Source organism: Microcoleus sp. A006_D1, assembly GCF_036702805.1.
Lineage (GTDB): Bacteria > Cyanobacteriota > Cyanobacteriia > Cyanobacteriales > Microcoleaceae > Microcoleus.
Map to the genome: position 1 here is coordinate 19,960 of NZ_JAUBVZ010000029.1, position 21,650 is coordinate 41,609.

Genomic DNA, 21,650 nt, shown 5'->3' on the forward strand with positions numbered 1-21,650 from the left:
AGTCCCAGAAGCGCGATCGCGCCCAAAATTCCGAGCCAATTCCTTCTCACTTACGATCGCAAAATATCATCGACAAGAACCGTACCACCATCACAGAAGTCTATACTGAGATGATAATCTTCAAGTAGTGCAGTCCCTATAAGCGGACGATGCCCCATTCCTAGCACTGCAACATCCTTTTCTACACCATTCCACAAAATAGTTGCCAAATAAACGTTAGTTGCTACATTGGAATTATCGGCTAACTTTGCATTAATTTGTCCAACATAATGCAACCCAAGTTTAGTAATCGCAGGAGATGGCAAAGTCAAGAAACCTTCAAAACCTGTATCAACAACACACTAAATTTCTATATCTAAATTTTCTGGCATAAGCAAAATTAAACTAATTCTAGCTTGTCGCCCAACTACATTTCCTTGTATCATTTATGCCGTCCTGACCAATGTACCACCAACAGCGTAAACCGCATCAAAACCAATCCGTTCCGCCCAAATTAGTGCATCAGCCTGTTTAGCTTGTAACTTACCACTCGTTACTACCAAATCCTCACCAATTTCATATTCACCCGTCTCCACATTAATTGAAATAATCTTGCCAATATTCTCCGGTGTCTCTACTTGAGCGCGGATAACCTTCTCATAAAGTTCTTTACCCCGTTTATCAAACACCTGTTCAGCCGGAATACCAGTAACTTGATCGCCATCCATTTCTCGATCGCGCATTTGGGCTTCCTCACTCCAGATTGATGTAGCTTCTGGATCAATTTCACTAATTTGTCCCAAGTGTTTTAGGAGTCGCGATAGCAATATTGCTTGAGAGTCCTTTGGCAATGCCATAACCTCAGCTTCAATATTTTCAATTGTCATAGTATTTGAGGATTTTATGATTCATTAACTCTATCATACTTTGGCATAAATAACTATGGCTGAGACTTAAACTTTGCCTTGGCCGCTCGAAGCTTTTCCCATACAGCTTCCGTTCCGGGTCTTGGTGGTTGGGCGGCAATTCGAGCAATCAGATCGCGATTTTTTTCTTCGTAGTACAGCCGCAGTTCTTCAGCTTCCTTAAGAACCATTTGATACTCAGCTTCAACAGTGTCGCGATTTGCCTCAATGTAAGCTAAAGCCGCGTTAATTTGTTCCTCTGTTAGATCAAACAATCCTCTGATAAACTTAGGCGGATATTGAGCCGTCACATAGTCCATGATGTCGTAGATAGTGATGCGCGTACCTGCGATCGACAGTCCTCTTTCTGTACGGATAATCGCTGTTTGTTCGTTACTTATGGTTGTCATCTTTATAGCCTCCTAGAAGTGATCTTTATATTGGTCGAAAACCCTGCACAAAATTCAGCCAGCGCTGAACTTTATTACCAGTAATATCTAAAATTGGAAGAGAGCGATGGCTAGATATTGGCGGCCCAGCTTCTTCCTGAGAATATTCGATCGCACTAAGCTCTAGTTTACCTAAACCGTAACTGTTCGCAAGAGTCCCAGCCGACTGACAGGTAATTCTGAATGTCCATCTCAATTCTGCCATTTCCGGCCCTGTACTGCCAAGTCCTACCGCCCGCGTCAGGTATCTGCTGTTTTTAGCCTTAATTTGACACCAATGGGTGCAGGGCGCACAGATAAAGTGTCTGCATCCAAGACTGCTTAATCGGGTTGAACTGCCGCTAGAATTTGTCCGGCTGTCACCGTTTTCCCCTTTTCACAAAACAACTGGGCAACAGTGCCCGCAACATCAGCAGTAATAGCAATTTCCATTTTCATCGCTTCCAAAATTAACAGGCGATCGCCCTCTGCAACCGCATCTCCCACATTAACCAGCACCTGCCAAACATTCGCCGAAACGTGAGCGACAACTGCCTCACAACCAGCAGGCAAATTCACCTCCGGCACTCCCTCAGCCATATCCAGCGGGGCTTCTGCGACAGCTTCAGCATCAAATTCCCCGGCGGCGGCCCAGCGATCGCGCTCTGCATTAAATGCGGCCTGCTGATTCGCTTTAAACTCAGCCGCACTGCTAGCAATAGAATGCAAAAACTCATTGTATTCTCTCAAACTAAAAGTTATTTCCTCAACCTTTAATTTAAACTTCCCTTCGATAAATGCTTCCCGACAGCGCTGCAATTCCTGATGAGAAACCGGATAAAATCGGATTTGGTCAAAAAAGCGCAAAAGCCAAGGTTTACCAGACTGGAAATCCGCCGTTTGTTTGAACCGATTCCACATTTGTACCGTGCGGCCGACAAATTGATAACCTCCCGGGCCTTCCATTCCGTAAACGCACAAATACGCGCCGCCAATGCCGACTGCATTTTCGGGAGTCCAAGTGCGGGCGGGATTGTATTTCGTAGTAACTAAACGGTGGCGCGGATCGAGGGGAGTTGCGACGGGCGCGCCTAAATAAACGTCTCCCAAACCCATCACTAAATAGCTAGCATTAAATACAATTTCTCTGACTTGTTCGATGCTCTCAAGTCCGTTGATGCGGCGAATAAACTCAATATTGCTGGGACACCAAGGTGCATCCGATCGCACAGACTGCATATATTTTTCGATCGCCAACAGCGTCGATTCATCTTCCCAAGATAAAGGCAAGTGTACAATCCGCGCCGGCACTTCCATATTCTCGATCGCCGGCAGTGACGCCTCCGCCGCAATCAACGCCTGCATTAGCTGCTGTTGCGAAATCTGGCGGCTCTCAAAGTGAATTTGGAGCGATCGCATTCCCGGCACTAATTCGACAACTCCCGGCAACGGATTTGCTGTCAGCCATGCCATCAAGGCGTGGGCCCGGAAACGCAAATTTAAATCCAGCACTAAAGGGCCGTATTCAACTAAAATATATTTATCCCCAGCTTGACGGTAAGTAACAGCAACCTGTCCCGGAGATTCAGGAATTTTGTGCAAAATAGGAGAACCGGGAAGCTGGGACAATCCCTCCGCCTTCGCCTCAGAAACAGGGAGACAAAAAGTAGCAATTTGCCTGTCTTGTGCTAATTCCCCCTGCAAAGCTTCAGCAAAACTCAAACAGTAAAAGCGAATGCTGTCCCCCGGTTTCAGTTGTCCGATTTTCCACAATTGGGACTGCACAATAGTAGCAGGACACACAAAACCCCCCAAACTCGGGCCGTCCAGACCTAGAATTACAGGCATATCGCCCGTAAAGTCGATCGTGCCGATCGCATAAGCATTATCGTGAATGTTAGACGGGTGCAAACCCGCTTCTCCGCCGTCTTGACGCGCCCAAGTTGGCTTCGGGCCGATCAGCCGAATCCCCGTCCGCGTCGAGTTGTAATGCACCCGCCAATCTGTTGAGAAAAACATTTCGATGTCTGACTCAGTAAAGAAATCCGGCGCGCCGTGAGGCCCGTACAAAACGCCAATTTCCCAATTATTGCTGTAAGTTGGAATTAGTTCGGGAGGCAAAGATAATTCCGCTTCCAGAGTTGCAGTTTGGTGCAGTTTCAACACATCTCCCGGACGCAGCGTGCGGCCAGCGTGTCCGCCAAATTTCCCCAGTACAAACGTTGATTTGCTGCCCAAATATTCAGGTACATTAAAGCCGTGTTTCACCGCTAAATAAGTGCGGTAGCCGCCGCCTTCAATGGCTTTTAACTTGAGAATGCTGCCCGCTTTTACGGGAATTGCCCGCCAAAACGGCACCGATTCGCCGTTGAGCGTTCCCTTCATAGTTGCACCAGTCAAACTAATAACTGTATCGGCATTAAATCGCAGAGTTGGGCCTGTGGCTGTGAACTCCAATCCTGCTGTCGGTTCGGGATTTCCTACTAAACGATTTGCCGATCGAAATGCGAGATTATCCATCGGGCCAGAAGGCGGTACGCCAACATCCCAATAGCCAATCCGCCCCGGATAATCTTGAATGCTGCTGTAGGTTCCACCCTCCAATACATCGATCGTTAAAGGGGCGTATTCAAAGGAGTTTAAAAAGCGCGTGTTCAGTTCGCCCCGGTTGAATCGGGAATCGTCCAAAATCTGGCGGAGGTAATCTAAATTAGTTTCAATTCCCGCTATTTCACTGGCATCTAAAGCAGCTTTGAGTTGGGTGATCGCCTGCGATCGATTTTCCCCGCAAACGATTACTTTTGCTAGCAGCGGATCGTAAAAAGGAGTAACCTCCGTGCCGGTTTCTATCCAACTGTCGCAGCGGACGTTTTCGGGAAACGCAACTTGATTCAGCAACCCGGAACTCGGCTGAAAATTCTTGGCAGGATCTTCGGCATAAATTCGCACCTCAATTGAGTGTCCTTGCGGCTGATAGCTATACTCTTGCAGGGGAAACAAATCCCCAGAAGCCTGTTTTACCATCCACTCAACAAGGTCGATGTTGTTGACAGCTTCAGTAACGCCGTGTTCGACTTGCAAGCGCGTGTTGACTTCCAAAAAATAAAACTGTTTCGCATCAACATCAAACACAAATTCCACAGTACCTGCTGATTGGTAATTTACCGCTTTTCCCAGCCGCACTGCTGCACCGTACAACTGATTTCGCTGTGCGTCGGTAATCGCAGGGGCGGGGGTTTCTTCAATTACTTTTTGATTGCGCCGCTGCACCGAACAATCTCGCTCGCCCAATGCTATGACATTTCCTTTACCATCTCCAAAGATTTGGACTTCAATGTGTCTGGCTGTTTGAATGTATTTCTCTAGAAAAACGCCGCTTTGTTTAAAGTTGCTTTGACTCAAACGCTGTACTTTTTCAAATGCTTCTGCCAAATCTCGATCGCCAAAACAAGCCTGCAAACCGATGCCGCCGCCGCCTGCGGTACTTTTGAGCATCACCGGATAGCCGATCGCCCCAGCAGCCCTTTCCGCCTCCTCCAAGCTTGCTAAAAGTTGGCTTCCGGGAGTTAGCGGCACTTGATTTGCAGCGGCTATTTCCCGCGCGGTGTGCTTCAATCCAAAGCAGCGCAACTGAGCCGGAGTCGGGCCGATAAATGCAATATTTTCGCTGATACAAGCTTCTGCAAATTCTGCATTTTCGCTCAAAAAGCCGTAACCCGGATGAATTGCTTGGGCTTTTGTTTGGCGCGCCACTTCTAGAATGCGATCGAACCGCAAATAACTCTCGGCTGCGGCTGCTGCGCCGATACAAAAGGCTTCGCTGGCGGCGAAAACGTGCTTGGCGCGGGCGTCGGCTTCAGAATATACTGCTACCGAAGCAATTCCGAGGCGATCGAGGGTGCGGATAATTCGGCAGGCAATTTCGCCGCGATTGGCAATCAGAACTTTGTTAAACATTATGGGGGGAATTGGGAATTGGGAATTGGGAATTGGGCATTGGGAATTGGTAATTGGGAATTGGGAATTGCAGGAGCTCAGAAACCGGGTTTCTTCCTAAATTTCGGTGAGGATACAAAAATCATCGCAGAAACCCGGTTTCTTGGACTTGGGGAAGGAGCTCAGAAACCGGGTTTTTCAACCAAAATAATTGCTTAAAACCTTCAATCTCGGTTAAAAAACCCGGTTTCTTTGTTCGGAGTGCGTAAGTCCTAATAATTATATATTTTCAGATTACACAGCATCCCAAACAATCAACTGAATCGGCGTGGGATTGTAAGCGTTGCAAGGATTGTTCATTTGCGGGCAATTAGAAATCGCAACCAAAGCATTCATTTTGGCTCGCAAATCAACTGTACTTCCCGGATCGGAGATGCCGTCAACAATTTCCAGCGTGCCATTTTCACTAATTGGAACATTCATAAAAAAGTTGATATTACTGACCAAATCTCGTTTGCCCAAACCGTAGGGAAGAATTGCGGCGAGGAAATTTTCAACGCAGGCGTGCTGGTACTTTTTGTCGAGTCCAAATCGCACCGAATTGCTCTCGCAGCTACAGGCGCCGCCGGAGGTATCGTGCCGCCCGCAGGAGTCAGCAATTATGGTCATCATGGTGCGCCCTTCGTTGGAAAGAAGTTTGCTGTTTGTAGTTACAAAGATGTTGCCTTGATTGACGATGGTATCGGGGGCGCTGTAGCGTTCGGAAGGGTCATCGGCATTGTAAACTAAAAAGTCTACTGCTTGATTTCCGCCTAAATCTACAATGCGGAGAATCTGTCCTTTTTTGATGACGCGAGACCAAGGATGTCGGGCGGGTAAAACTTCGTTGTAAATTGCTGTTTTTGGATCGAGGGCTTGTTGGGTAGTTGCAATCATGGTTCGCTTTTGGTGGTGGAAGTGCAGGATTTTTTGCCGCAGATTAACGCGCAATACGCAATTGTTAACACTGTTTATTGCTCGGAGATCCCCCTAAATCCCCCTTAAGAAGGGGGACTTTGATAAGATTCTTGTCCCCCCCCGAAAGCAAGGGGGACTTTGATAAGATTCTTGTCCCCCCCTTTTTAAGGGGGGCTAGGGGGGATCTGTCTTAACCCAAGCGTATTGGATTGATGCGGACAAGACTGAGTTGTGGAATCGAGTTTATTGCAGGAACAAAGCATCGGTGTTGGTGAAGCCGCGCACAACTTCCGGGTTGGCGTTGCGGCACAAGTCGTCTGATTTGGGTGCGGGGGATTTCCTAATCTGAATTTGGATGGGTTTTGGATCGTAAATGTAACCAGGGTGCAGGATGTGGGGGCAGTTTGAGATAATTGTTAATACGTTCATTTCGGCTCGCAAATCGATAAAACTACCGGGTTTTTCGCAGCCTTCGCGAAACTCCATCGTGCCGTCTGGTTTGACGGCTATTCGAGTAAATAAGTTGAGGTTTGGCATGATGTCTTTTTTGCCTAAACCCCACCGACTTAGAGCTTTGAGGAAGTTATCGCGGGAGTTTTTCCAGTCTCCTCCGCCGTATTTTTTGGCATTGCTAATGGCGTTGCTGCATCCTGCTAGCAAGTCGTGACAGCCTGATGTGTCTTGGGTGATGGAAAATAGGATGCGTCCCATGTCTGTGTAAAGGACTTTGCCTTGTGTGAGAAAGGCGTTGAATTGAATTTTGGCGGTGTCTGCTGCGTTGAAGCGTTCGATCGCATTGTCGGCATTGTAGCAGAGCATGGAAACACCGCGAGAGCCTTCTAAATCGGTGATTCGCAGGGTATTTCCCCGCTTGATGACCCCCGACCAGTACGCGCCGCCCGGTACGGTTTCTTCGATTAATACGAGGCTAGAATCGATTTGTGAGTTTTTGTCGATCGATAGTTGCACCATGAGTTCCTCCCGATGTATTGAGGCAGTCAGCGAAACACAACAATATTATCTTGTCGCTGTCAAACCCGCCTTACCCCAAAGTAATATTTATAGCGGTTTTCAAGAAAGTGAGGTATGGGGGAGAGTCCAATGCCCAATGCCCAATGCCCAATGCCCAATGCCCAATGCCCAGGAGTACCTCATTTACCTGAAAAAGGCTATACAAATCTATGTCTATTTAAGCGGCCATTGCAACTGCTTCTTGTCCGTGTTTCCGCATCAAATCCATGAGTTCGTCGCGGTAATCGTGGAATTTGGCGTGGCGTTTAATGCTGAGATTGCGATCGGGCAAATTAATCGACATTTCCTTTCTCACTGTACCGGGACGAGCACCCAAAGCATAAATTCGATTGGAAAGAAACACCGCTTCTTCGACATCATGGGTAATCATAAAGATTGTAATCTGAGTGCGGCGCCACAAATCGAGCATGAATTCGTGCATCGATTCTTTAGTGTGGATATCCAAGGCGCCGAAAGGTTCATCCATTAATAACACTTTCGGTTCAGAAGCGAGGGCGCGGGCGATCGCCACCCGCTGTTTCATCCCGCCCGACAATTCCTTGGGTAGCGACTTCGCAAACTCCGTCAATCCTACCACACTCAAATAATAACTCGCTTGTTCGCGCCGCTGCTGCTTCGGCAAACCCTGAAGTTTGAGGCCAAACTCGGCATTTTCCTGCACGTTCATCCAAGGATAAAGAGTGTAATGCTGAAATACCATACCTCGATCCGGCCCAGGTGAAACAACTTCTTTGCCGTCAATTTTCACTTCCCCAGTTGTCGGCTTGTCCAATCCCGCAATCTGCCTCAACAAAGTAGATTTGCCCGAACCGGATGCGCCTACCGCGCAGATAAATTCACCTTGCTTGATGCTCATATTAATGTCCTTGAGGACAACTAATTTACCGTTTTTAGTTTCAAAATCTTTGTGCAGATTCTTAATTTCCATAAACATGAGTAAATCCTCCGTATTTGTAAGTTTAAAAATGACACCCTTTTGTCTCCTAACACCAAATCCAAGTTAGCAACTCTTCAGTCCGCGAAGGCGGACTTCGTTTGTGTAGAAGCGGTTTCAACCGCCGATTTATAGCAGAATTTTTAGACCAAGATTTATCTAACATCTGCTTACTGTTTCTGAATTGACCATTTACAAGAAACCCGCAACAGATATTGAAAAAGCAAGTCAAAAGTCAGCCCGATCGCCCCAATAACAATCAGCCCCACAAAAATTTCATCGGTTCGGAGAAATCGACCTGCGACACTGATGCGGCGCCCCAAGCCTTCAGTTGCAGCAATCAATTCGGAGACGATTACCAATTGCCAAGCCGCAGCTAGATTGATGCGGCTAGCATCAAGAATTCCCGGTAAAACGTGGGGGAAAATAACTTGAGTGAGGATTTCCCAGCGATTCCCTCCCAACATATAAGTAGCTTCGATCAAGTCTTTGGGCACAAACTTGACCGTATCCATCACCATCAGCGAATTGAAGAAAAAGACACCGATAAAAATTAGGGTAATTTTCGGTTCTTCGCCGATTCCCAAGTAGAGTATCAGCAGGGGAATGAATGCTGGCGCGGGCATATATCGCATCAAGCCGAACATCGGTTCTAGCAAGGCGCGAATGCTGGCAAAACTGCCCATCAGCACACCAATTGGGATAGAAAAAAGCAAGGCTAATAGAAAACCAACTCCCACCCGCCACAAACTCGCTACCGTGTCTTTCAAAAGTTCGCGAGTGTTCCAAAGTCGGCCAAATGCCTCTAAAACTTTGCCGGGGGAAGGCAAAAATTTGGGATCTATGTTGGCGAAGGTTGTGACTAGCCACCACACTAGCAGCGGTAGGGCGATCGATGTGACTGTTAACCCAATATTGAGGGGTTTTGGTATGTCTTCGGCAATCCGCCAAAAAACCGTGGGAGTTAGGTTTTTTTGCTTGAGATGGGATTGGATCGATCCTGGTGCGGTATGTTGTGCCATGATTTAATTACGGAACGGTTAATCGAGTAATTTGATTGATTTTGGTCATCCCTAAAATAGGTTTTTTGAGAGTTTCATTTGTCTGTAATTTCCGAAACTTCGACATTTTAGCTTTTACCTTCGGCATAAGCTTTGATAAAGCGATCGTCAAATAATTTGCTAATATCTGGTTGGGTTTTTGCTAAATTTACATCTACGAGAAATTTAGTCATTTCCGCCGCCGCAAACTGCAACGATGTCATGTCATTTCCGGGTTGAAAAGCTTTCAAGTTTTCCTCAACTGTAAATATCTTAGTGCCGTTTTCATATTCTTTGTATTCCTCTACGCTGACTCCGGCGCGGTTTGCTAGAATTTGGTAAGATTTGTCTTTATTTGATTTTATGTATTCCAATGTGGCAAACCATGAATTGACCAGGGCTTGGACGCGATCGGGGTGTTCGCTGACAAACTTTTGGGTGAATACCAAATGGTCGGAAATCGCCCCAGGAAAATCTTTTGAACTAAACAGTTCCTTGCTGTTTTTGCGCTTTAAGGCTTGGGTGGTAAACGGCGCAAATACTGCCACCGCATCGACTTTTCCTCCGACGAAAGCCGCCGCAGCTTTGCCTGTTTCCAGCGGTACAAATTGAATGTCGCGCACTGATAAACCTGCTTTTCTCAGCCCTAACAGCAAGAGAAAATGATCGACTGTACCTTCCTCTGCTGCAACTTTTTTACCTTTCAAATCGGCAACGGAATTGATGCCTTCGGCGACAATAACTTTGTCGTTTCCCGTCGAGTTGTCGTTGACTAAAACAATTACTTGGTCGGCGCCGCCCGATATGGAGTTTACTGTATCGCCGAGGGTTTGACTGTTAGCATTTATCTGTCCTGCTGTGAGGGTGCTGATCGATTCTAAGTAGCCGTCAAACCATTTTAAGTCTACCGCAACGTTATTGGCTTCAAATATCTTTTGTTCTTTGGCAATTTGCCAAGGAAACCAGCCTGGCCACGCGCTGAATCCGAGGCGAACTGCGTCAGCATTTACGGAAGAAGCTGCTTCCGTTTCAGTTGTGGTTTTGATATAAATTGCCGGGTTGACGCACCCGATCGCCAAAAACAAGGTGATGAAAAATATGGCACAGTAGGATAAGGGCGATCGCGTTATTTTTGGGGAGCCATATCGGATATTCATAGCATATTCTGGTTGCTGGTTAGAGGTGAATATGTCGATCGAGCTTTTGCACCTTCCTTGGCTTGGTTCCCTCCCGCAAAACCCCTTGATATCAGGATAAAGCCCGAGAGTTAACGAACCGAGCCGAGCTTGCAGATCGCGTTTCTCCCCGGCTTTTATCGGGCCCTGTAACTGGCTGGTGTTTCCCTAAAATTTAAATCTTGGGACAACCAGTCTGCTGCTCTCGGACAGCACTCGAACTGTCTAATCTCAGGAATGAAACTCGTTCAAATCGGAACCCTAGAAGCTATTAAATTTTTGCTGTTTTTGTCTATATAAGTCCTATTTGCAACCCAAGGAGTTATGCGAGACTGTTTGTTACTGCAATGCACTTAACTGTTTGAAAGGTAAGCATACTGTATAGCCTTTCGAGTTCTCATATGAGGTACTATCCGGCATAGGGCATAGGGCATAGGGCTATGGGCATACCTCACTTTTTTGAGAACCGCTATAGTGTGCGATCTTAATAGATTGCTACTTTTGAAACACTAACAGCCAGCTTGATGATAAAATGTGTATCATGTTACAAAAAACTGCTTGAATCGGATTTTTTTAAATTAAAATTTTGGGAAGATTCAACCGGGCGATTGTGCATCGCAAAGTTTACGCCCACACACTGACAAAACCCGCAAGACAATAATTGAATATTTATTGAGAAATACTGCGATCGCCCTAGACTAGATGCGAAGGCGATCCCCAATGCGGTAAACTAACATTCTATTAGTAATAACTGAGATGTTCCACAATTCTCAATAAGCCTTTTATGGGCGGGCAGGATGCCCACCCCACAAGAAGAAAGAAATACACTCTTTGTGGAACAAACATCTTGCCTGTTAAGAGAGAATGGTACTCTTCGGTGAGTAATAACGATCGCCAAACACAGCCTGTGAAGTCAACTCTTCAATCTAAAATCTAAAATCTAAAATCTAAAATCGAGTGACGCTGCATTATGGCAAAAGTTAACGACAGTCACAGTCTAGACATTCATTCGCTGCTCGATCGCTACCGCACAGGCTCGATCGCGCCCGCAGATGCGATCGCTCAAGTATACGATCGGATCGATCGCTATGCAGATCCAGCCGTGTGGATTTATTTAGCACCGATCGCAGAAACCCTCGAACGCGCCAAAGCCTTGCAAAACCGAGACCCGCAACAGTTGCCGCTCTACGGGATACCGTTTGCGATCAAAGATAACCTCGATTGGGCGGGCGTTCCCACGACAGCGGGATGCCCGCAGTTTGCTCGCACTCCAGCGCGATCGTCCGCAGTCGTAGAGCGCCTGTGCGCGGCAGGTGCGATCGCGATCGGCAAAACAAACATGGATCAATTTGCGACGGGATTAGTGGGAACCCGCACGCCTTATGGAGTTTGTCGCAATCCGTTCGATCGGCGCTACATCCCAGGCGGATCGAGTTCCGGTTCCGCCGCAGCAGTCTCGGCCGGACTGGTTAGTTTTGCTCTGGGTAGCGATACCGCAGGCTCAGGGCGGGTTCCCGCTGCTTTTACCAACATTGTCGGGCTGAAGCCAACTTGCGGCTCGATAAGCACTCGCGGCCTGCTTCCAGCGGTGCGATCGCTCGATTGCGTTTCGGTGTTCGCTCTCACCTGTGCGGATGCGGCCTCGGTGCTGCAAGTCGCCAGCGGTTTTGACGCTGAGGATGCGTTTGCTCGCCGCCCCGAAACCAACAAAGTTTTGCCGGATTTAGCCAGCTTGCGGGTGGGAGTTCCCCCAGACGGCGAGCTCGAATTTTTCGGGAATGCAGAAGCCGAACAGCTCTACCGAGAGGCGATCGCGCGGTTGCAATCCTTGGGCTGCACGATCGCACCTATTGACTTCAAACCCTTTGCGGATGCTGCCGAAATGCTCTACGGCGGGCCGATCGTAGCCGAAAGGTTGGCGGCGATCGGCGATTTCCTGGAGGCGCACCCAGAGGCGATCGATCCGATCGTCTATCAAATAATCAGTAGCGGCAAACGCTACGATACTGTCTCTGCTTACCGCGCCTCGTACCAGTTGGCGGAACTAAGCCGGCGGGCAGAAATTCAGTGGCAGTCAATGGATGTTTTGGCTGTTCCCACCACTGGTACGATTTATACTGTCGGAGAAGTTGCAGCCGCGCCGATCGCCCTCAACACCACTCTCGGACGCTACACGAACTTTGCCAATTTGCTCGATTTGTGCGCGATCGCAGTTCCCAGCGGGTTTCAAAGCAACGGATTGCCCGCAGGATTGACACTGATGGCTCCGGCGTGGCACGATTTATCGCTCTGCCGCCTGGGATCTGCTTTCCACGCTAGCTTGGGCGGAACTTTGGGCGCAACCGGCCAGACGCTGCCAACCGTCCCGGAATTCGCGATTGCACCAAAATCTTCGTCAGAAGAACGAGTCAAACTTGCCGTGGTTGGTGCTCATTTGAGCGGTGAGCCACTGAATTATCAACTAATCGAGCTCGGAGGAGTTTTGGTGCGAGCCTGCCGTACCAGCCCGATTTACAAGCTTTATGCTTTGACGGGGACAGCGATTCCCAAGCCGGGATTGGTGCGTCAGTCAGAGGGCGGTAGCGCGATCGAGGTGGAAGTTTGGGAGTTGTCGATCGCAGCTTTCGGCCGATTTGTCGCTCTAATTCCGCCGCCGCTGGGAATTGGTACGCTGGTGTTGGAGGACGGCTCGACGGTGCAGGGCTTTTTGTGCGAATCTTATGCTGTCGCAGGTGCGATCGACATTTCCGATCTGGGCGGTTGGCGAGCTTATAACTCCCGATTTTAAGCTAAGTTAGAATGGCAAATTTCTACCACTGTTCAAAACCATGCCAGCAGCAGTACCAGCTAGGATCACCATCACCACCCCAACTCCAACCCCCGGCAGCGGCGGTACCAGTCCCGGAGGCTCAGCTAGCGGTGGCAGGAACGGCACCAGCGGCCCCGACTCCCTCAGCGGTAATGCGGGCCCTGACTTAATCTTCGGTTTGGGAGGCGCTGACAGCATTTTCGGCTTGGGGGGAAACGATAGCCTCTACGGTGGGGACGGCGACGACTCAATACTAGGCGGCGACGGCAATGATTTGCTGTTCGGTAATGCTGGCCGCGACAGCGTTTTTGGCAACGCGGGCGACGATACTGTCTACGGCGGCAAAGATGCTGACTCGGTAAGCGGCGACGACGGCAACGATTTGCTGTTTGGCAACCAAGAAAGCGATACTTTGTTGGGAGGCGCGGGCAATGATACGCTGTTTGGCGGTGCCAGCGATGACTCGCTGTTTGGCGGTATCGGCGATGATTGTTTGTCGGGCGATAAGGGCCGAGATACTTTAACTGGCGGCGCTGGGAATGATACTTTTGCGATCGGGCGTTTGACAGATGCGGATGTGATTACCGATTTTACTGTTGGTACTGATAAAATTCGCTTGACAGCAGACCTCCCCTTTGCCCAACTCACCATTTTCGCTGGATCTGGCGGAACTTCGCCGAGTACAATTATTCAACTTACAAGCACCAAGGAAACTCTGGCTACTTTATTCGGAGTTGCACCCACTTCTATCAGTCGGGCGGACTTTATTTTTTGATTCGGAATTGTTGACTGTTGACTGTTGACGGTTGACTGTTGACGGTTGACTGTTGACTGTTGACTGTTGACTGTTGACAGGAAAGCTAATAACAACTAACAACTAACAACTAACAACTAACAACTAACAACTAACAACTAACAACTAACAACTAACAACTAACAACTAATAACTAACTAATGACTATCGATGGTTTTCTCAATCTTAACAAACCTGCGGGCATGACATCTCACGACTGCGTGGGGCGAGTGCGCCGAATATTGCAACTCAAGCGAGTCGGACACGGAGGAACCCTCGATCCTACTGTGACTGGTGTTTTGCCGATCGCCCTGGGCAGATCGACCAGACTGCTGCAATTCCTCCAACACAACAAAGCTTACCAAGGTACGATTCGGTTTGGCTTAACTACCGCTACGGACGATTTAGAAGGAGAAATTATCCATTCTCAACCGGTGCCGGAGTTGAGTTTAGAAAAAGTGCAAGCTGCACTGCCAAAATTCATCGGGAAAATCGAGCAATTTCCGCCGAGTTTTAGTGCGGTTCAGGTGGGAGGAAAACGACTTTATGAGTTAGCTAGAAAAGGCGAAACTGTGGAAGTTGCTGCTAGAAAAGTCGAGGTTTTTCGGCTCGAAATCTTGGATTGGCGATCGGGTGATTTTCCCGAATTGGATTTGTCGATCGCCTGCGGGGCCGGTACTTACATTCGGGCGATCGCCCGGGACTTAGGCGCACTCTTGAATACAGGCGGTACTTTGGCTGGTTTGACTCGCACCGCCAGCAGCGGTTTCTCGATCGACCAAAGTCTCAGTTTTGAAGAATTAGAACTACAATTGCAGGAGAATAGATTCAGCCCGATTTTGCCATCGGCGGTTTTGGGACACTTAGGCGCGATCGTCCTGTCGCCTGAATATACCAAACGCTGGTTTCAAGGACAGCGCCTCCCGATTCCCGAAACGCCCGTAGCAGGGGAGGAAAGTAGCAACAATCCCCCCGACAACCCAATACCCGAACCTCCCTATCCCTTGCAAGTTTACGATCGAGATGGTAATTTTTTAGGTATCGGTCAAGTAGCAAACTCCGAAACAAATACCATATTGTCTCCTCAAATTGTGTTTTAGCTATCCCAGAGGTAAAAATGAAAATAGGTATACAGGACAAGATTTTGCGATTAATCTAATCAAGCGCTGAGGTCAAAACTGTGAAAGTATTACTGATCGGATTAATTCGAGGCTACAAAATGGGGATTTCTCCTTATTTGCCCAATGCCTGTAGATTTCAACCAACTTGTTCGCAATACGCGATCGAAGCCGTAGAAAGATTTGGGGCGGCGCGGGGCTCAGCGCTCGCAGTCAAGCGGATTTTGCGCTGTCATCCTTTTCATCCAGGAGGTTACGATCCAGTACCTCCCAAAGATAGCGACGAGAATTAGCTATTAATCAGAAGCAAGATTTTATTTATTAGTTAATGGTGCAAATAAGCCCTGTATCTTCATGGCTAAAACTCCCGATGGGTATCAGTACCACAGGGGGTAAACTTACAGCATTAATTGTTGGTATTTGTAAAATTTCAGTAATATTACTGTTTTCTTCCACAACTCAGCAGCTATATAATAGGAAAAACGGGAGTACAGGGGATGCGAGTTGATATGTCTGCTACCGCAATCGGGTACAAAATGTTGTCCCATACTTTGGCAGTGCTCAGCCAAAAACAAGCAACGGGGAAACTGCTGTTAGAGCAAGGGGAGCAACAGTGGCAACTTTACTTTTTTCGGGGTTGTTTGGTTTATGCCACAGGAGGAGCGCACAGGGCGAGGCGCTGGTATAGGGGGATCGGGCAACACTGCCGCAACTTTCAAGTGGATCTCAGAGACCTCGATGCTGGGGAACTGTGGGAATATCAACTGATTCAGCAAGGGATAGCTGCTAGCGAAATGAGTTTGGAACAAGCTAAGGCGATCGTCCACAGTAGCGTTTCCGAAGTGTTCTTTGCTCTGGTCGGCCAATCGGGTTTGCGCCGGGAGTGGCGTCCGTCGGAAAAATATTTTTCTAAAATAATCTCTTCTTTGCTGCTGTCTTTAACGGAAGTAGAGCAAATTCTGTGTTCTACAGAACAAATTTGGCAGAAGTGGAAAGCCATGGGTTTGTGGCTGGTAGATCCCGAACAAGCACCGCTGTTAAAAGCGTCGGCGCAGTTCCAGGAAAATCGATTTAGTTCTAATTCTTTGATAGCTTTGGCTAACGTATTTAACGGCGAGAATACTCTTTGGGATATTGCTTTTAAGAAAAAGCAGTGCGTCACAGTGGCAACTCGCGCTTTAGTTAATTACATGAAGCAGGGTTTAGTAAATTTCCGAACAGTACCAGATTTGCCGTCGCCTATAGAACAGTGGCGCTGGGCCGCCGCCATCGCTGGGCCTGTTCGCCCTTTGATTGCGTGTATCGACGACAGTCCCACAGTATGCGAATTTTTAGAGCAAATTTTATCGCCCGCAGGGTATCGAGTCCTAAAAATTCAAGACCCGATGCAGGGAGTTGGTATCATCGCCAAACAAAAGCCTGCTTTAATTTTTATGGACTTAGTGATGCCGAAGACAAGCGGCTTTGCTTTGTGCAATTTTTTGCGGAAAACACCGACTTTTCGGGAAACTCCGATCGTGTTTTTGACAGCTCAAGACAGTATAATTGACCGCACGCGAGCAAAATTGACAGGTGCTTCCGATTTCTTGGCAAAACCGGCCCAGCCGGAACAAGTTTTGCAAGTAGCTGACAAGTATTTGAAGGTAAAAGGCGATCGCAATCCTTTAGCAATTCGCCGCCACGATTTACCGAATTCGCAGCAACTTACCTTGGCAAATTCTTAAACCAAAATTATGCTCAAAAAGCACCGCTTATCGGGTGCGTCAGAGGCTGACGCACCCTACATTTATGCTACCGATAGTCATCAGTCACTCCCAATTCTGCAATTCTTGAATCTAAAATCTAAAATCTAAAATCTAAAATGGTATAATCCATCGGACTTGATATTATTAATTATGAGCGATCGAACTCCGCAGGTAAGCGTGGTGATTCCGGCTTACAACTGCGCTGCTTACATCGGCCAAGCCGTAGATAGCGTCCTGCACCAAACCTATACAGACTGGGAAATTATTGTCGTAGACGACGGTTCCCGAGACGACACCAGATTAGTTTTAGAGCAATATGGCGATCGAATTCGTTACATTTACCAACAAAATCAAGGAGTTTCCATTGCCAGAAATCGCGGCATTGAGCTAGCGCGAGGAGAATTCATCGCCTTTCTCGATGCAGATGACTACTTCTTACCAGACAAAATAGCAGCACAAATCGCTGTCTTTGCAGCCCAACCAAATCTAGGAATAGTCCATAGCGGCTGGCGTCTAGTTAACAGTATAGGCGAACCGCTAAAAGATGTCAAACTCTGGCAAAATGTCCCTAAATTAGACTTAGAAATGTGGCTGCGGTGGAAACCAGTATTACCCAGCGCCATGATATTTCGCCGCCAATGGTTAGAGCGAGCAGGCGGATTTGACCCTCGATTTCCACCAGCCGAAGATACAGATTTAGTGCTGCGTTTAGCCTTAATGGGATGCGAAACAGAGTGGCTGCGGCAAGTAACAGTTTGCTACCGCCAGCACGAACAAAGTGCGATGTACAAAGGTTTGCCGCAGGCTAAATCCCTCGCCGCAGTCATGGACAATTTTTTTGCCAGCCCCGAATTGCCGGATAAAATACGTTTGTTAGAAAAGCAAATCAAGTACAGTACCTTAGTTTGGATTGCTTGGTATTTGCACCGCACAGGTCATCCCGTCGAGATGGTACAATTTTTGCAGCGTTCTTGGAATTATACGCCTTATCTGCCTGTGGAAACAGTAATTAATTGGGCGGAATGTTTTGCTGAATTTTCGCAGGATGCAGGAAATGAATTCGATGCAGATTTATTAGCTCAGTCTCCTGAATGGCAAGAGTTAATGCAGTGGGTAATTATTAGTACAGCAGCTTAATTATGCAGAACTTACGCACAGGGAACCAAAAACCCGGTTTCTGTATGAATATTTGTCTAAAAAATCGACAATCTTTGGAATAAATCGGTTTTTTTGGCTTTAGTTCTATTACAATACGGTTCACTTAAGACATATCTCCCTGGCACACCCCTTAAAAAGGGGGAGACAAGAATGCCCTCAAAGTCCCCCTTGCTTTCGGGGGATGCTGCAAGGGATCTCCGGGGCATAAATATGTTAAGTGAACCGTATTGAGTTATATTATGTTGATAGCAGAAGGCGGAGCGAAAAATCAAGATGGCAGTTTACCAAGGATTACCAATCATTGTGAAACCACTCCAATAGTAAGGATGAGAAAAATTTTGGTTTGGTTGTTCTGAATTACCAGATAAATTTAACTTGTTGTTTGTTGTCACTAACAGCCCCTTTTCCAGCCGGACTTTACCCGAAATCATTGCTTGTTGAGTGCGCTGCAAAGCTTCTGATTTAATAGTCGATCCTTGAAGCTGCTGGTAAAATTCACTCATCAGGCCTAAAGTGGCTCGATCGTCAACATACCACAAACTCCCTAGGGCAGATTTAGCGCCAGATTTTATCGCTAAACCTCCAAAACCTAACTCGGATTCCCGATCGCCCAAAACCGTTCTACAAGCACTTAATACTAACAATTCTACCTGGGGATTCCGCCAATTTAAACTCTGCATCTGGTCGAGCGACAATTTGGAATTCCATAGTTGAATGTAAGAATTACTGGCTTTTCCTGGAAGAAATTCAGCATGGGTTGCTAGGTGAACGATCCGAAACCCTCGCTCTGCGTGTTGCGAATTGAGATTATCTAAAGTGAAACTCGAATTGAGGAAAAATTGGCTATTCCATCTAGCAGAAATACTCTGTAATTCTAGAGGTACGCTGGGCAAGGCATTTTGATCGATAAACTCCGACCGTCCCATAGGTAGCACTGTGGCATTACGAACCGATTGATAATTAGTATTTGTCAAAACGAAACTGGGAATTAGACTAAACTTGTATTTTTCAATTAAAAAGCCTTTGCCGTCGTGTAAAGCTGCAAATGGCAGGCTTCGCAACCCTGGATCGACCGATAGCAGCAGGGTATCGATACCTAGTTTTTTTAAGTCTTTATCTATGCGTCCAAAAGACAATTTATATAATTGCTGAGCGGATGCTAGATAACTGGTACTGTTGCGTTTTTGAGGATTGGTGATTTCATTGCGTAGGTCTCTGACAACGGGGAGTAAAGCTGCTCTGTTAGCTTCGGGCACGCTGTACTGAATCGCTGGCCCTACGGGAGGAAGCACAATTATTTCTAATTGTTTTTCTTGTGAGACTATATAGACAATAGCAGACCGCTTGTTTGTTTGTCGTTCGATATTTTGTAAAATTTTTTGGAAGTCATTAGTTGTAAGGTTTTGCTCTAGCTCGTTGGCTTTTATGCCCAGATGTTCTAAAAATTCTTGATTCCTAATTTTTTCTAGTGCCAAAATAGTTTTATTTACATCATTTTGCTCGAAAATTCCATCGGGAGACGGAACATATCCCATAACTCCATCAACTGCATCAGCACCAGGGTTGGCTTTTTGCGTTGGTGCGACGCGAATAATGGGCAACTGGCTGATAATACTTCGATCGATATTTAAAACTTGATAGGCCGCGATATCGGAATTGTCTAGCGCTGGAGTTTGGCGGCGTTGAGACTGTTCTGCATCCAAATTTGAGGGTTGGGGTGCGGGTGTTACTAATTGCGCGATCGGCACTTGTATTTCTGTAGTATCAAGTGGCTGGGTTGCGATCGAAATTGAATTTACAGCCGGAGTTGAATTTACAGCCGGAGTTGAATTTACAGCCGGAGTTGAATTTACAGTCGGAGTTGGAATCACAGTCGGAGTTGGAATCACAGCCGGAGTTGAATTTACAGCCGGAGTTGGAACTACAGCCGGAGTTGAATTTACAGCCGGAGTTGGAACCACAGTCGGAGTTGGAATCACAGTCGGAATTGGAATCACAGCCGGAGTTGAATTTACAGCCGGAGTTGAATTTACAGTCGGAGTTGAATTTACAGTCGGAGTTAGAACCACAGCCGGAGTTGAATTTACAGTCGGAGTTGAATTTACAGCCGGAGTTGAATTTACAGTCGGAGTTGAATTTACAGCCGGAGTTGGAACCACAGTCGGAGTTGGAACCACAGTCGGAGTTGAATTTACAGTCAGAGTTGGAACCACAGTCGGAGTTGAATTTACAGCCGGAGTTGGAACCACAGCCGGAGTTGGAACCACAGTCGGAGTTGGGTCATCAGTAAAGATATCAATACCTGCCACATTGTTATTGGAACCCTGAAACGGCTGTGGTCGAATAGTAGATTTCCCAGTTGTAATTGCAGCAGCCGTGCCGTTATTAGTAGGATTCCCCACCACAAACGATTGAATGGGTGGGGCATCATCGCCTCCAGCGTGTTTAATTGTAATTGTGCCACTACCAGCGCCCCCAGCGGTGGAAATGCTAGCATCTCCCGTTGGCGAAAGTGGGGTTAGGAAAGAATCTGTAGCGCGAAAAAATCCTCCTGTGGATTCAATAAAAACATTGCCACCGCTACCGCTAGTACCACCCTGGGCATTAATGAAACCGACTTGAATATCGCCGATCGGATCTAAGAAAACATTACCAGCATTTCCGACAGTACCACTAGAGTTGATTTGTCCCGCCGTAATTGAATTTTTAGCTACAACAGTAATATTGCCACCAATATTTCCCGATGTATTCAAATTTCTGACATTAACTGCGCCCATTGGACTCAAAAGTGCGATCGATCCTCCATTTCCAGAATTAGCAGCAGTGACATCTCCCAAAAAAATGATATTTCCCCCACTATTTACTTCCAAGTTTTGGGCATTAATTGTCGAGTTAGACATCACGTCGCCAGCACTTTTAATCCGAAGACTTCCTAATCCCGTAACATTACCTACAGCACCATTTAATGTAATATTACCAGTGCCAGAGTTCACAGTTAAACCGCTATTACCGTTAACTGTATTGTTAAAAGTAATACCGTTCCCTGTCAAAATGGGATTATTAGCAATTGTGACTGGATCTCCATAATTTTGAATACCCGTTGTCGTGACATTGCCATTCACTTGAGTCGTACCGCCTGCATCGGTGGTTAAACTCTGGGCATTCACAGTGGTAGCAAAGCTAGTTATACCGCTACTATTAGCCGTGAGATTTCCTAATGCTGTTGTGTTGCCTACAGCACCATTGAATGCGATATTACTGCCAGAGTTTACAGTCAGATTACTGTTACCGTTAACTGTATTGTTAAAACTAATAGCGCTTCCTGCAAGAATTGGATTGTTGGCAATTGTGACTGCATCTCCGTAAGTTTGAATACCCGTTGTAGTAATATTGCCATTCAGTTGAGTCGTGCCGCCTGCGTCGGTGGTTAAACTTTGGGCATTCACAGTGGTAGCAAAGCTAGTTGTACCGCTACTATTAGCCGTGATATTTCCTAATGCTGTTGTGTTGCCTACAGCACCATTGAATGCGATATTACTGCCAGAGTTTACAGTCAGATTACTGTTACCGTTAACTGTATTGTTAAAACTAATAGCGCTTCCTGCAAGAATTGGATTGTTGGCAATTGTGACTGCATCTCC

At 47.0% G+C, this 21,650-nt stretch carries 16 protein-coding genes and 1 pseudogene; 6 read left to right on the forward strand and 11 right to left on the reverse strand.

Annotated elements, in window-relative coordinates; translation table 11 throughout:
- Positions 1 to 50 precede the first annotated feature (50 nt).
- From QUB68_RS29365 to QUB68_RS29410, 10 genes and pseudogenes are all read right to left on the reverse strand, one after another.
- Positions 51 to 326 (reverse strand): annotated as a pseudogene (locus QUB68_RS29365) (clan AA aspartic protease); the annotation flags it as partial.
- Positions 327 to 425: 99 nt separating this feature from the next.
- Entirely contained in the window at positions 426 to 866 is a 441-nt protein-coding gene (locus tag QUB68_RS29370; protein ID WP_332998440.1) for an addiction module protein, read from the reverse strand.
- Positions 867 to 919: 53 nt separating this feature from the next.
- Entirely contained in the window at positions 920 to 1,294 is a 375-nt protein-coding gene (locus QUB68_RS29375; RefSeq protein ID WP_332998441.1) for a DUF433 domain-containing protein, read from the reverse strand.
- A 25-nt stretch (positions 1,295 to 1,319) separates the two neighbouring features.
- The gene (locus QUB68_RS29380; RefSeq protein WP_332998442.1) at positions 1,320 to 1,538 is read right to left on the reverse strand and encodes a hypothetical protein; all 219 of its coding nucleotides are present in this window, start codon (positions 1,536 to 1,538) and stop codon (positions 1,320 to 1,322) included.
- A 116-nt stretch (positions 1,539 to 1,654) separates the two neighbouring features.
- Positions 1,655 to 5,269 carry an urea carboxylase gene (gene uca / locus QUB68_RS29385; RefSeq protein ID WP_332998443.1) on the reverse strand — a complete coding sequence of 1,205 codons (3,615 nt, stop codon included), beginning with the start codon at positions 5,267 to 5,269 and terminating at the stop codon, positions 1,655 to 1,657.
- 273 nt (positions 5,270 to 5,542) lie between these two features.
- Entirely contained in the window at positions 5,543 to 6,184 is a 642-nt protein-coding gene (locus tag QUB68_RS29390) for an urea amidolyase associated protein UAAP2 (protein ID WP_332998444.1), read from the reverse strand.
- Between the two features lie 264 nt (positions 6,185 to 6,448).
- Positions 6,449 to 7,177 (reverse strand): urea amidolyase associated protein UAAP1, encoded by a 729-nt coding sequence (locus tag QUB68_RS29395; RefSeq protein ID WP_332998445.1) that lies wholly within the window; start codon positions 7,175 to 7,177, stop codon positions 6,449 to 6,451.
- A 217-nt stretch (positions 7,178 to 7,394) separates the two neighbouring features.
- Positions 7,395 to 8,171 (reverse strand): ABC transporter ATP-binding protein, encoded by a 777-nt coding sequence (locus QUB68_RS29400; RefSeq protein WP_332998446.1) that lies wholly within the window; start codon positions 8,169 to 8,171, stop codon positions 7,395 to 7,397.
- A gap of 170 nt (positions 8,172 to 8,341) precedes the next feature.
- Positions 8,342 to 9,193: an ABC transporter permease gene (locus tag QUB68_RS29405; RefSeq protein WP_332998447.1), complete on the reverse strand. Its 852-nt coding sequence runs from the start codon at positions 9,191 to 9,193 to the stop codon at positions 8,342 to 8,344.
- Positions 9,194 to 9,300: 107 nt separating this feature from the next.
- Positions 9,301 to 10,368, reverse strand: coding sequence for an ABC transporter substrate-binding protein (locus tag QUB68_RS29410; RefSeq protein ID WP_332998448.1), 1,068 nt, complete (start codon positions 10,366 to 10,368; stop codon positions 9,301 to 9,303).
- A 988-nt stretch (positions 10,369 to 11,356) separates the two neighbouring features.
- Here QUB68_RS29410 and atzF point away from each other — a divergent pair.
- The 6 genes from atzF (at position 11,357) to QUB68_RS29440 (ending at position 17,988) form a co-directional block, all read left to right on the forward strand.
- Entirely contained in the window at positions 11,357 to 13,174 is a 1,818-nt protein-coding gene (gene atzF, locus QUB68_RS29415) for an allophanate hydrolase (protein WP_332998449.1), read from the forward strand.
- Positions 13,175 to 13,214: 40 nt separating this feature from the next.
- A complete protein-coding gene (locus QUB68_RS29420) occupies positions 13,215 to 13,970 on the forward strand; it encodes a calcium-binding protein (protein WP_332998450.1) in 756 nt (251 codons plus the stop codon).
- Positions 13,971 to 14,149: 179 nt separating this feature from the next.
- Positions 14,150 to 15,088 carry a tRNA pseudouridine(55) synthase TruB gene (truB, locus tag QUB68_RS29425; protein WP_332998451.1) on the forward strand — a complete coding sequence of 313 codons (939 nt, stop codon included), beginning with the start codon at positions 14,150 to 14,152 and terminating at the stop codon, positions 15,086 to 15,088.
- A gap of 80 nt (positions 15,089 to 15,168) precedes the next feature.
- Positions 15,169 to 15,399 carry a membrane protein insertion efficiency factor YidD gene (yidD, locus tag QUB68_RS29430; protein ID WP_332998452.1) on the forward strand — a complete coding sequence of 77 codons (231 nt, stop codon included), beginning with the start codon at positions 15,169 to 15,171 and terminating at the stop codon, positions 15,397 to 15,399.
- Between the two features lie 216 nt (positions 15,400 to 15,615).
- A complete protein-coding gene (locus QUB68_RS29435) occupies positions 15,616 to 16,830 on the forward strand; it encodes a response regulator (protein WP_332998453.1) in 1,215 nt (404 codons plus the stop codon).
- A gap of 171 nt (positions 16,831 to 17,001) precedes the next feature.
- Complete coding sequence (locus tag QUB68_RS29440; RefSeq protein ID WP_332998454.1) at positions 17,002 to 17,988, forward strand: glycosyltransferase family 2 protein; 987 nt, start codon at positions 17,002 to 17,004, stop codon at positions 17,986 to 17,988.
- A gap of 302 nt (positions 17,989 to 18,290) precedes the next feature.
- On the opposite strand, the gene QUB68_RS29445 is transcribed toward QUB68_RS29440, so the two are convergent.
- The coding region (locus QUB68_RS29445) for a CHAT domain-containing protein (RefSeq protein ID WP_332998455.1) at positions 18,291 to 21,650 on the reverse strand (3,360 nt) is incomplete at its 5' end.